The sequence below is a fragment of the Trinickia camelliae genome (genome assembly GCF_053525655.1).
In genome coordinates this window covers 134080-145744 of sequence record NZ_JBCHAA010000001.1, presented here as the reverse complement: position 1 = coordinate 145744, position 11665 = coordinate 134080, and the positions used below count along the sequence as shown (strand labels likewise).

Below are 11665 nucleotides of genomic sequence, written 5' to 3'. Positions count from 1 at the left end.
CTCACACGTAGCGGATATACACCGCGAGCATCACGCCCGAGCCCGACACCGCGCACGACAGCGCGCGAGGCGCTTCGATGCACAGCGTATCGGTCTCGCCGAGCGTGACCGGCGCGCCAGCATCGGACGCCTCCCCGCCGAGCGTGACATCGAAGGTCCCGCTCGCGCAGAACAGCAGCATCACGTCCGCGTCGAGCGTGTGCTCCGCGTTGCCGCGCCACACGTCGATCAACCCTCGCACGCGGCCGCGCCGCAGCATCAGGTTGAAGTCGCGCGTCGGACCGTCGACGAGGCTCGCATCGATCGCGGTCTCGCCGTTGAAGTGCGCGGCGTCGAGCGGCTTCATCAGCGAGTACGTGATGCCGCCGCGTTCGTCGAGCAGCATGCCGTTGCCCGAGAGCAGGACGAGCGAGCGGTCGATGCCCGGAAAACGCGAGAACGCTCCCGGCTTTTCGACATCCGCGACGCTCACGCGCCACACGAACGTATCGAGATCCGAGCCCCACGGATACGCGGCGATTTCACGCGTGACGCCGCCGCCGTTCTTCCAGCGCGACGCGACGAGATCGGCTGCGCGCAAGAGCGTGACCGCGCCCGCGCGCCCCTCGTGTGCCTCGTGCGGCTGTCTGGTTCCCTCACCCGCGCCGGCGGCCATGTTCAGCGCCCCAGCATCGGCAGCTTGAGGCCGGCTTCGCGCGCGGTCTGCTGCGCGAGCTCGTAGCCCGCATCCGCGTGACGCATCACACCCGTGGCCGGATCGTTGAACAGCACGCGTTCGACGCGGCGCGCGGCGGCATCCGTGCCGTCGCAGACGATCACAACGCCCGAGTGCTGCGAGAAGCCCATCCCGACACCGCCGCCATGGTGCAGCGACACCCACGTCGCGCCGCCTGCGGTGTTCAAGAGCGCGTTGAGCAGCGGCCAGTCGCTGACTGCATCCGAGCCGTCCTTCATCGATTCGGTCTCGCGGTTCGGGCTCGCGACCGAACCCGTATCGAGGTGATCGCGCCCGATCACGACCGGCGCCTTCAGCTCGCCGTTCTTGACCATCTCGTTGAATGCCTTGCCGAGGCGATAGCGGTCCTTCACGCCGACCCAGCAAATGCGCGCGGGCAGGCCCTGGAACGCGATGCGTTCGCGCGCCATGTCGAGCCAGTTGTGCAGGTGCGGATCGTCGGGGATCAGTTCCTTGACCTTGGCGTCGGTCTTGTAGATGTCTTCCGGATCGCCCGACAGCGCGACCCAACGGAACGGGCCCTTGCCTTCGCAGAAGAGCGGCCGGATATACGCCGGCACGAAGCCCGGGAAATCGAACGCGTTCTTCACGCCCATTTCGAGCGCCATCTGACGGATGTTGTTGCCGTAATCGAGCGTCGCCGCGCCGCGCTTTTGCAGCTCGAGCATCGCTTCGACCTGCTTGGCCATCGATTGCTTCGCGGGCTGCACGATGCTCTGCGGATCGACCTTCTGGCGCTCGCGCCATTGCTCGACGTTCCAGCCTTGCGGCAGGTAGCCGTTGATCGGATCGTGCGCGCTCGTTTGATCGGTCACGCAATCGGGCGTGATGCCGCGCGCGACGCATTCCGCGAACACGTCGGCCGCGTTGCCGAGCAGACCGATCGACACCGGCTTGCCCGCCTGCTTCGCCTCTTCGATCATCGCGAGCGCTTCGTCGAGCGTCTTCGCCTTCTTGTCGACGTAGCGCGTCTTCAGGCGGAAATCGATGCGCGTCTCATCGCATTCGACCGCGATCATCGAGAAGCCCGCCATCGTCGCCGCGAGCGGCTGCGCGCCGCCCATGCCGCCCAAGCCGCCCGTCAGAATCCAGCGGCCGTTCGGGTCGCCGTTGAAGTGCTGGTTGGCGACCGAGAAGAAGGTCTCATAGGTGCCCTGCACGATGCCCTGGCTGCCGATGTAGATCCAGCTGCCCGCCGTCATCTGGCCGTACATCATGAGGCCCTTGCGGTCGAGCTCGTGGAAGTGCTCCCAGGTCGCCCAATGCGGCACGAGGTTCGAGTTCGCGAGCAGCACGCGCGGCGCGTCGGCATGCGTGCGGAACACGCCGACCGGCTTGCCCGATTGAATCAGGAGCGTCTCGTCGTCGTTCAAGTCCTTGAGCGAGGCGAGGATCTGATCGAAGCAATCCCAGTTGCGCGCCGCGCGCCCGATGCCGCCGTACACGACGAGCGCATGCGGATGCTCGGCGACTTCCGGATCGAGGTTGTTCTGGATCATCCGGAACGCCGCTTCGGTCAGCCAGCTCTTGCAGCTCTTCTCCGTGCCGCGCGGTGCGCGGATCGTGCGGGTCGGGTCCAGGCGCGGGTCGATGTGCTTCGGGTTGTTCATGTCGGCTCTCTTCAGGTTCGTCGGGGTTCGTCAAGTTGGCGAGGGACCGTGCGGACAACCTCGCAATGGCAAAAAGATTCGGTTCAGAAATGTCCGGTGAAGCGATAGCGGGTGCCGGGGTGCCAGAGATTCGCCACCGAAGCGACCACGCCCTGCGACCACGTACGCCGATGCAGCATCAGGCACGGCTCGGTGTCGGTCATCGTCAGGTGCTTGCGTGTGTCATCCTCGGGCACCGCGGCTTCGATCCGGTACTCGACGCGCTGCAACGGGGCGACGCGCACGAGGTACTGGTTCGGCGTGGTCAGCGCAAAGTCCTGCAGCGCGTATTCGGGCGCGACCGCCGGGTTGACCCAGCGTTCTTCGAGCTGCACCGGCTCGTCGTTCTCGAAGTGCAGCACGCGCGAATGGAACACCGGGCTGCCGGCGCTCACCTGCATTTCGTCGGCGAGCGGCTCGTCGGCGATCGTGGCGCCCAGGTGCAGCACGCTCGCGTGATGACGATGACCGCGCGCGACGATCTCGTCCGAGATGCTGCGGATCGCCACGAGCGTCGATTCGTACTTCGGCCGGGCGACGAACGTACCGGCGCCCTGCACCCGCGTGAGCACTTGCTCCGAGGTCAGCTCGCGCAACGCGCGGTTGACCGTCATGCGCGCCACCTTGAAGTCGCGCGCGAGCTCGTTCTCCGATGGCACCTGGTCGCCCTCCGCCCACTCGCCCGCATGGATGCGCCCGAGGATGAAGTTCTTGATTTCCAGGTATGCCGGAGCGTTCATAAGGGTGCCTTTGGTTGTTCGCCTGTGTTCGCTGTCGTTCGGCCGCGTGCCTTAGTGCTGTTCGCTCAGTGCTGCTCGGAAACGAACGAGAACGGGCTGTGCGACGCGATCGTGCCGCCTTGCACCAGCTTCGCGATCGCCGCGATATCCGGTGCGAAGTAGTGATCGAGCTCATAGTGCGGCACGGCCTCGCGCACGGTGTCCATCACGCGCTGCAATGCCCCGCTCGTCTTGTTCGGCCCGCGCAGGTCCACACCTTGCGCGGCGGCGAGCAATTCGATCGCGAGGATGTTCGCGGTGTTCTCGGCGATGTCGGCGAGCTTGCGCGCGGCGAAGGTCGCCATCGACACGTGATCTTCCTGGTTCGCCGACGTCGGCAGCGAATCGACCGAAGCCGGATGCGCGAGCGTCTTGTTCTCCGAGGCGAGCGCGGCAGCCGTCACGTGCGCAATCATGAAGCCAGAGTTGACGCCGCCATCCTTGACGAGGAACGGCGGCAGGCCCGACAGCGTCGCGTCGATCAGCAACGCGATGCGGCGTTCCGCGAGCGCGCCGATTTCGGCGGCGGCCAGCGCGAGGTTGTCGGCGGCGAACGCGACGGGCTCCGCATGGAAGTTGCCGCCCGAGAGCACTTCGCCGGTGTCCGGGAAGATCAGCGGGTTGTCGGAGACCGCGTTCGCTTCGATGAGCAGCACGTCGGCCGCGTGACGCATCTGGTCGAGACACGCGCCCATCACTTGCGGCTGGCAGCGCAGGCTGTACGGGTCCTGCACTTTGCCGCAGTCGCGGTGCGAGAGGTTGATGCCGGAGCCGTCGAGCAGCGTACGGTAGGCCTCGGCCGCTTCGATCTGGCCTTGATGGCCGCGCAGCTCGTGAATGCGCGCGTCGAACGGCTTGACCGAGCCCGCGGCCGCATCGACCGACAGCGCGCCCGCCACGAGGCCGGTGCGGTACAGGTCTTCGATCGCGAACATGTTGTAGAGCGCGAGCGCGGCCGAAGCCTGCGTGCCGTTCAAGAGCGCGAGGCCTTCCTTCGCTTGCAGCGTCAGCGGCGCGAGGCCGGCGGCGGCGAGGCCGTCGGCGGCGCTCGCGCGCTCACCGCGGATGAACACTTCGCCGATGCCGAGCAGCGCAGCCGACATATGCGCGAGCGGCGCCAGGTCGCCCGATGCGCCGACCGAACCCTTCACGGGGATCACCGGCAGCACGTCGTGATTGAAGAGCGTGATGAGCGCGTCGATGACTTCGCGACGGATGCCCGAGTGGCCGCGGCCGAGGCTCGACAATTTCAGCGCGATCAACAGACGCACGACCGGCGCCGCCATCGGCTCGCCGACACCGACCGCATGCGACAGCACGAGATTGCGCTGCAGCAGTTCGAGCTGGTCGTTCGGGATATGCGTGCTGGCGAGGCGTCCGAAGCCGGTATTGATGCCGTAGGCGGGTTCGCCCTTCGCGGCGATATCGGCGACGGCCTTGGCGCAGGCGTCGATTGCGGCGAAGCTCTGCGGATCGAGCTGGAGCTTCACAGGACGGCGGGCGATTTGGCGTAGTTGCGGGAGAGTCAGTTTGCCGGGCGTGAGAGTCAACATGGCTTGGAAGGTCCTGTGATATCAAAAACGTGGAGGCAGTCTATCGCCGCGTTCTTGTCTATACAACTTGTTTTTGCGATTTCAGGATAAGGGCTTTCCATTAGTGCAATCGAGGCGTTCTCGCCTCTTGAGAATCCCTTCACTTCTGCTTTGCAGCAAATTCGATGCCGCCGCGCTGGCATTAAATAAGACCATTCGCGCGGCCTAACGACTTGTATAGACACATCCTCCGCGCGGCGCCGACTCAACACCGGCGAAATCGCCGCCGCGCCCGGGTTTTGAAAGAACTCCACGGCCCGTGATAACCCTTACCCCGTCCGCCCCAGGAGCGCGCGCGCCGCGCACCAGAATGGATGCGCCGGCGCACCGGAATCGCGCTGTTTCGCGTTCCCGGCGGACTGCGGCGCCAGCAAGCAGCGCCGGCGCAAAAAAGGCGAAAACGGGCATAGCCAATGCTTTAGTCAAAGTGAGCCGCCCGCCTCGACCACGGGACACTCGAAGAAGCAAGAGACCGGACCGATCCGGCCGCCTTGAACGACAACCGCGACAAAGCGTGAGCATTGAGCGAAACGCACGGAGAACCGCAAGTGAACATCATTGAACTGGCGAAGGAGTCTGGCATGGCCGTCCTGCTCGACGGAAAAATCGGGCGCGAGGAATACGTGAGCGTCAGCGGTTCGCTGGCGGCGCTTACGCGTTTTGCAGAAGCGATACGGACGACCAACACGCCTTCGGAGGAACTGAAAGAAACGCAGTCCTGACGCGGCCGCAGGCAGCGCGGGCAGGCTTTCTAGACCTGTCTTGCTGCAAGCGGCCTCGCCGGGCGAGGCACCGGTCCCGCCGCGCGCGACTTTGCGCAGCGGGCGGGAGCGGTGCCCCGTCGCCGAACGCGCCCCGCCTCTCTCCCCACGCCTTTCCCAGCGGCACCGGCAAAAACGTTAAACCCCGGTAAAACCCGCGCATTTTCGCCGCTTTCAAACGCCCTCTTCACCGCTATACTTTCCGAGCTTCGCTGTACCTGCGAACCCCGTCTGAAACGTGCTCGCAGATGCCGCTCGTCGGCAACAATCGCACTAATAATCGTCCGATGAAACTGGAGCCTCACTTTCCTTGCGCCGCTCGGCCGGCGCCGCCGAGATGCTGACGCGCCGCCCCGGCCTGCTCGTCGCGCTCAGCGTCGCGCTCGCGGCGATGGTGCTCGCGATCTGCGTCTCGGTGCTGATTCAGATGCGGCTGGACGCGGCGCAACGCGCGCAGGACGCCGCGACCAACCTGCTCCTGCTCGTCGAGCGCGATACGGCGCGCAATCTCGAGATCTACGATCTGTCGCTGCAAGCCGTCATCGACGGGCTCAATCAGCCGGGCATCGGCAAGCTGCCTGCCAACATCCGGCAAGCGGTGCTGTTCGACGGCTCGGCGATGGCGACGCACCTCGGTTCGATCCTCGTCGTCGACGCACAGGGCAATCCGGTCTACGACTCGCGATCGGAGCATCCGCGCAAGATCAACGTCGCCGACCGCGACTACTTCAAGGTGCAGCGCGATTCAGCGAACGCGGGTCTCTACGTGAGCCGTCCATTCATTCCGCACCTGTCGAGCACGAGCCCGAGCATCGCCCTGAGCCGCCGGCTGTCGAATCCGGACGGCAGCTTCGCGGGCATCGTCGTCGGCACGTTGCGGCTCGACTACTTCCATAACCTCTTCGACGGCATGAAGCTCGGGCCGCACGGCTCGATGGCGCTGATGCTCGCCGACGGCACGATGCTGATGCGCCGTCCGTACGACCCGAACATCATCGGCCGCAGCCTTCTGAACACCTCCAATTACACGCGCTTCACGCAGGCGGAAAGCGGTTCGTTCTACGGCACCGCGGCGATCGACGGCGTCGAGCGCTGGTACGCGTTCAGCCACGTCTCGCGGTTCCCGATGATCTACGACGTCGCGCTCTCGACCGACGACATGTACGCGAACTGGCGGCACCGCGCGTGGGTCTTCGGGACCATCGTCGCGGTGCTCGACGCGTTCATCATCTGGTTCGCGGTGCTGTTCTCGCAGCAGTTGCGGCGCCGCACCGCCGTCGAGGCCGAGCTGCGGATGCTCGCGCGCACCGACGGCCTGACGAGCCTCGGCAACCGCCGCGCGCTCGACGAAGTCGGCGAGAAGGAATGGCGTCTCGCGCGGCGCGGCGGGCAGCCGCTGTCGGTGCTCTTGATCGATGTCGATCACTTCAAGGGCTTCAACGATCTGTACGGGCACGCTGCCGGCGACGACGCGCTGACGGCGGTCGCGCGCTGCATCCGGAATGGCTTGCGGCGCCCCGCTGATCACGCCGCGCGCTACGGCGGCGAAGAGTTCGTCGTGCTGCTGCCGGCGACGAACCTCGCGGGCGCGCGGCTCGTCGCGGAGAGCATGCGCGAGTCCGTGCAGGCGCTCGGCCTGCGGCACGTGGCCAGCACGCATCAGGTGCTGACGATCAGCATCGGCGTGGCGAGCACCCCCGATCGCAACTTCGCCGATCTGCGCTCGCTCATCGATGCCGCCGACGCCGCGCTCTACGCGGCGAAGGCCGAGGGACGCAACCGGACGATGCCGGACGGCGCGTCCGAGAGCCCCGCGAAGGAGGCTGAGCCGGCGCCGCCGCCTGCGGCCGCGTCGGCTAAATCGGATGTGAATCCCTCCTAAAGCACGAGCGGCGTCAAAGCGTTTTCCGCCACGCGCGCCATCAACTTAGACTCGCCGTCTTCTCAGGCGCCGCCGCGTCATCGCCAAGCGGACGATGCCGCTCGAACACGACGCTGCCCGGCGCGTCCTGCGGCAACGTTCCTGACTTCAGCCACGCCAGCGCGATCCACCACAAGTTGTCTTCGAAGCGGCTGTGAAAGAACGCGAAATGCCCAATGGCCGGATGGCCGATCTGCAGCGGCGCGATGCGCAGATGCGTGAGCGCGGCGCCGGTGAAATAGCCGAGCAGGCGCTCGATGGCGGGGACTGTGCCGAACTCGTCGTCGGTGACGCTGATCGCCAGCAGCGGCGCGCGCACCGCCGCGAACTGCTCGACCAGACGCGCGCGCTCGGCGTCGCCGCGAGCGAACGCGCCGCGCCGGTACGTATCCTCGAATCGCGCCTTGCTGCGACTCCACGATTGCGCCACGCCCTTGGGCGTGTCCTCCATCCAGCCGAGCCGCTTCGCGGGCACATAGCCCACCAGCGCCGCGAGCATCGGCATCAGCACATGCCAGCGCCACAGCATTGCGCGCTGGTGCGCCGGGGCATAGTCGCGCCAATACGCATACTGCGCGCCCATCGTGACGACGCGCCGGATCATCGCGCTCGACGGCGCGAGCCCAAGGACGAAACCGCCGATGCTGTGCGCGACCACGTCGATGGGCTGGCCCGCGAATTCACGCGACGCGTATTGCAGCACCGCTTCGAAATCGAGCTGCCCCCATTCGAGCCACGACGCCCGAAAACCGCGCAGCGTGGCCGGCCGTGATTCGCCGATGCCGCGGTAGTCGTAGACGATCGCGTCGTATCCATGCCGGTAGAGGAAGGCCGCGAAACGGAAGTAGTAGGTGCAGCGCACCGAGGTCGCCGCGTTGACGATGACCACGGGCCGCGCGGCCACGGCCGTGCCGTGCTGCGCGCCTACGCCCTCTCTGACGTCGCGCGTGCGATGGCGCCAGACGAAGCCGTTGATCGGGCAGCCGTCGGCCGCGCTCAGCGCGATCGGTTCGGGCTCGGGTGCGAGTGTCATCGCTTCTCTCATCGACTCCCTTTCCTCCGTCATTACTGCATTCCCTCCTCACATGCCGAACAACGCGGGGCATCCGCGTCGCACCTACACAGTTCGATATTGCACTTGACTCGATCGCCCCGCTCAACCAACCTTCTCGCATCTTTCGCATGAGGGCCACGCATGCCAACGCCTTTGGTGCGGCTCGCGCCGCTCGACCTGATCCGCGGCTTCGTCGCCGTAGGCCGGCGCATGAGCATCACGCTCGCGGCCGAGGATCTGTGCCTCACGCAATCCGCGCTGAGCCGGCAGGTCCATGCGCTCGAGGACCTGCTCGGCGTCGCGCTCTTTCATCGCGGCTACCGGTCGATCACGTTCACGCCCGAGGGCGAGCGCCTCTTTCGCACCGCCGACGCCGCTGTCCAGCAGTTGCAGGAAGTCTTCGAGATTCTGAGCCAGCCCCAAGAGCGGCTGCCTGTCACGATCACGGCGAGCATCGGCGTGACGGGCCTGTGGCTGTTGCCACGCCTCAACCGGTTTCAGCAACGCTACCCCAACATCGACCTGCGTGTCGCGGCCAACGACAGAAATCTCGACTTGCGCGCCGAAGGCATCGATCTCGGCATCCGCTACTGCTCGGCGGCGAGCGCGCCGCCCGGCGCGGTGCGGCTCTTCGAGGAAGCGGTCGTGCCGGTGGCCCATCCGTCGCTCGGGCTCGCGCGGCTCGACGACGATGCCACCATCGGCCGGCATGTGCTGCTCGAATTCGAGGGGCCGCGCCGGCCGCTGCTGCGCTGGGCCGACCAGCTCGCCGCGATGGGACTCGACGACGCGCGGCCGCTCGGCATGCTGCGCTTTAACCAATACGACCAGGTCATCCAGGCGGCGCTCGCCGGTCAGGGCATCGCGCTCGGCCGCATCGCGCTGATCGAGCCCATGCTCGCGGACCGGCGGCTCGTCGCGCTCGCCGACGGCGCCGCGAGCCGCACCACGGCCTACGGGTACTGGCTCTATCGGGCAGAAACGAAACCGCGCCAGGACGTGCTCGATGTCGTCGAGTGGATCGAGGCGGAAGCGCGCGCGGTCGAGGCGGTCGTCAGCCGCGTGCTGGCCGAGCAAGCCGCGCGCTAGCGCCATCTTCTCTCTCGCATGCGCTGCATGCATGCGAACCCTCCCAAAGTATTGATTGAACGGCGCCTCGCGCCGGCCTCTAATGGCCGGCATGGCATGCGGCGGCGTGCGCGCCACGGCAATACGAAAGAGGAGATCAAGTGAACGGACCACAAGACGTTTGGCACAAGCGCTGGCCCTTGGTGGTTGCCGGCGGCGTGGTGATGGGCGCCGCACTGGGCGTGCGGCACGTGCAGGGCCTCTTTCTGACGCCTGTGACGCTCGACCACGGCTGGTCGCGCGAAACGTTCGGTCTTGCGCTCGCGCTGCAGAACCTGCTGTGGGGCGTCGCGCAGCCGTTCACCGGCATGATCGCCGACCGCTTCGGCTCGGCGAAGGTGATCCTCGCAGGCCTCTTGGTCTACGCGCTCGGCCTCGTCACGATGGCCTATGCGAGCACGCCGGGCGTCTATACGCTCGGCACCGGCGTGCTGGTCGGCATCGGGCTGTCGGGCTCGGCGTTCGGCGCTGTGTACGGCGCGCTGTCCCGGCTCTTTCCCGCGGAGCGCCGTAGCTGGGCGCTGGGTGTCGCAGGCGCGATCGGCGGCCTTGGGCAGTTCTGCACGGTGCCGTTCGTGCAAACGTTGATGAGCGGCATCGGCTGGGTCTCGACGCTCGCCGTGCTCGCGGCCGTCATGGTGGTGCTCGCGCCGCTGTCGGCGTGGCTGCGCGATCGTCCTGCGTATCCTGTGAGCCGCATGCCCGGCGAAGCGCCCACGCAGTCGATGGGCGCCGCGATTCGCGAAGCGCTCTCGCATCGCGGCTTCTGGCTGCTCAATTTCGGCTTTTTCGCGTGCGGCTTTCAACTCGCGTTTATCGCTGCGCACATGCCCTCGTATCTGCTCGACAAGGGCTTGAGCACGCGCAACGCGAGCGCGGCGCTCGCGCTGATCGCGCTCGCCAACGTGATCGGCACCTACCTGTGCGGCTATGTCGGCGACTTCCTGCGCCGCAAGTATGTGCTCTCGGCGATCTACTTCATTCGCTCGGCGGCGATGGCGGCGTTCTTTCTTGCGCCGCTCACGCCCGCAAGCGTCTACGTGTTCTCGTTTCTGATGGGCTTGATCTGGCTCGGCACGGTGCCGCTAACCAATGGACTCGTATCGCAAGTGTTCGGCGTGCGCTATATCGCGACGCTGTTCGGTTTCGTGTTCTTCGGCCATCAACTCGGGAGCTTTCTGGGCGTCTGGCTCGGCGGCATCGTCTATGACGCGACCCATGCCTACGATTGGCTCTGGTATGGCGCGATCGCGCTTGGCATCGTCGCGGGTCTGCTCCACTTGCCGATCGACGACGAGCGCGTCGCGCGTCTCGATCAACCGGCGGCGCTTGCGGCATGAGACGCGCGCTGCACATCACGCTGCCGTTACGCCGAACACTGATCGCGACCGCAGTATCGCTGCTGGGAGCCGCAATCGTAACGTTGTGCTTCGCGGGCTACCTGTCGCCCGCCGCGCTGCTATTCCTGCTATCCGGCAGCGCGTACTGTGGCTAAAACCCGCGGTTAAGACCGCTCGAAAACCATGAGCGTCGACGTCGCCGACGCATACAGCTTCCCGTCATCATCGACGAGTCTCGCCTCCGCGAACGCAGCGCGCCGCCCGATCGACACCACTCGCCCTTCCGCTCTCACCACGCCCGTGTCGCGCGTCATCGCCTTGTGATACGCCACCTTCAATTCGAGCGTCGTATAAGCCTGCGTCGCCGATAGACACGAATGCACGGCACAGCCGCAGGCCGAATCGAGCAGCGTCGCCGCGTAGCCGCCGTGAATCGTGCCGATCGGGTTATACGCGTGATCGCCCGGCTTGCCCGCGAATACGGCCTTCCCGACATCGCATTCGACGAAGTCGAAACCCAACGACACCAATATCCCCGGCTTCTTTCCGGACGCCATCAATTGGCGCAGCTGCGCAAGCCCATCGAGTTCGTTCTCGACGTGTGTTGAGCGGGTCGAGCGGGTCGGGGTATCCATATCCATGGCAAAATCACCTGATAGATGACGATAAACATCGAATTTCCTAATGATGTTTTGTACAATCTAA

At 66.1% G+C, this 11665-nt stretch carries 10 protein-coding genes; 4 read left to right on the top strand and 6 right to left on the bottom strand.

Annotated elements, in window-relative coordinates:
* Position 1 precedes the first annotated feature (1 nt).
* The 4 genes from AAHK20_RS00705 to hutH all read right to left on the bottom strand — a co-directional run bounded on the left by AAHK20_RS00705 (position 2) and on the right by hutH (position 4717).
* A complete protein-coding gene (locus tag AAHK20_RS00705) occupies positions 2-655 on the bottom strand; it encodes a HutD/Ves family protein (protein WP_449179506.1) in 654 nt (217 codons plus the stop codon).
* Between the two features lie 2 nt (positions 656-657).
* Positions 658-2346 carry a urocanate hydratase gene (hutU, locus tag AAHK20_RS00700; protein ID WP_449179505.1) on the bottom strand — a complete coding sequence of 563 codons (1689 nt, stop codon included), beginning with the start codon at positions 2344-2346 and terminating at the stop codon, positions 658-660.
* A gap of 83 nt (positions 2347-2429) precedes the next feature.
* On the bottom strand, positions 2430-3125 hold the full coding sequence (gene hutC / locus AAHK20_RS00695) for a histidine utilization transcriptional repressor HutC (protein WP_449179504.1): 696 nt from the start codon (positions 3123-3125) through the stop codon (positions 2430-2432).
* 65 nt (positions 3126-3190) lie between these two features.
* Positions 3191-4717 (bottom strand): histidine ammonia-lyase, encoded by a 1527-nt coding sequence (hutH, locus tag AAHK20_RS00690; RefSeq protein ID WP_449179503.1) that lies wholly within the window; start codon positions 4715-4717, stop codon positions 3191-3193.
* Between the two features lie 587 nt (positions 4718-5304).
* On the opposite strand from hutH, the gene AAHK20_RS00685 reads away from it, so the two are divergent.
* Both AAHK20_RS00685 and AAHK20_RS00680 read left to right on the top strand, forming a co-directional pair.
* On the top strand, positions 5305-5478 hold the full coding sequence (locus AAHK20_RS00685; RefSeq protein WP_449179502.1) for a hypothetical protein: 174 nt from the start codon (positions 5305-5307) through the stop codon (positions 5476-5478).
* 376 nt (positions 5479-5854) lie between these two features.
* On the top strand, positions 5855-7399 hold the full coding sequence (locus AAHK20_RS00680) for a sensor domain-containing diguanylate cyclase (RefSeq protein ID WP_449180035.1): 1545 nt from the start codon (positions 5855-5857) through the stop codon (positions 7397-7399).
* Positions 7400-7439: 40 nt separating this feature from the next.
* Here AAHK20_RS00680 and AAHK20_RS00675 read toward each other — a convergent pair whose 3' ends face one another.
* Positions 7440-8471 carry an alpha/beta hydrolase family protein gene (locus AAHK20_RS00675; protein ID WP_449179501.1) on the bottom strand — a complete coding sequence of 344 codons (1032 nt, stop codon included), beginning with the start codon at positions 8469-8471 and terminating at the stop codon, positions 7440-7442.
* A gap of 162 nt (positions 8472-8633) precedes the next feature.
* Here AAHK20_RS00675 and AAHK20_RS00670 point away from each other — a divergent pair, with 162 nt between their 5' ends.
* Entirely contained in the window at positions 8634-9581 is a 948-nt protein-coding gene (locus tag AAHK20_RS00670; RefSeq protein ID WP_449179500.1) for a LysR substrate-binding domain-containing protein, read from the top strand.
* Between the two features lie 140 nt (positions 9582-9721).
* A complete protein-coding gene (locus AAHK20_RS00665; RefSeq protein WP_449179499.1) occupies positions 9722-10960 on the top strand; it encodes an MFS transporter in 1239 nt (412 codons plus the stop codon).
* Between the two features lie 164 nt (positions 10961-11124).
* On the opposite strand, the gene AAHK20_RS00660 is transcribed toward AAHK20_RS00665, so the two are convergent.
* Positions 11125-11601, bottom strand: coding sequence for a PaaI family thioesterase (locus AAHK20_RS00660; protein WP_449179498.1), 477 nt, complete (start codon positions 11599-11601; stop codon positions 11125-11127).
* Positions 11602-11665: the final 64 nt, after the last annotated feature.

Excerpts from the sequence above, each read along its gene's own strand:
- AAHK20_RS00705 (WP_449179506.1), bottom strand. The coding sequence starts at position 655 with ATGGCCGCCGGCGCGGGTGAGGGAACCAGACAGCCGCACGAGGCACAC.
- hutU (WP_449179505.1), bottom strand. The coding sequence starts at position 2,346 with ATGAACAACCCGAAGCACATCGACCCGCGCCTGGACCCGACCCGCACG.
- hutC (WP_449179504.1), bottom strand. The coding sequence starts at position 3,125 with ATGAACGCTCCGGCATACCTGGAAATCAAGAACTTCATCCTCGGGCGC.
- hutH (WP_449179503.1), bottom strand. The coding sequence starts at position 4,717 with ATGTTGACTCTCACGCCCGGCAAACTGACTCTCCCGCAACTACGCCAA.
- AAHK20_RS00680 (WP_449180035.1), top strand. The coding sequence starts at position 5,855 with ATGCTGACGCGCCGCCCCGGCCTGCTCGTCGCGCTCAGCGTCGCGCTC.
- AAHK20_RS00675 (WP_449179501.1), bottom strand. The coding sequence starts at position 8,471 with ATGACACTCGCACCCGAGCCCGAACCGATCGCGCTGAGCGCGGCCGAC.
- AAHK20_RS00670 (WP_449179500.1), top strand. The coding sequence starts at position 8,634 with ATGCCAACGCCTTTGGTGCGGCTCGCGCCGCTCGACCTGATCCGCGGC.
- AAHK20_RS00660 (WP_449179498.1), bottom strand. The coding sequence starts at position 11,601 with ATGGATATGGATACCCCGACCCGCTCGACCCGCTCAACACACGTCGAG.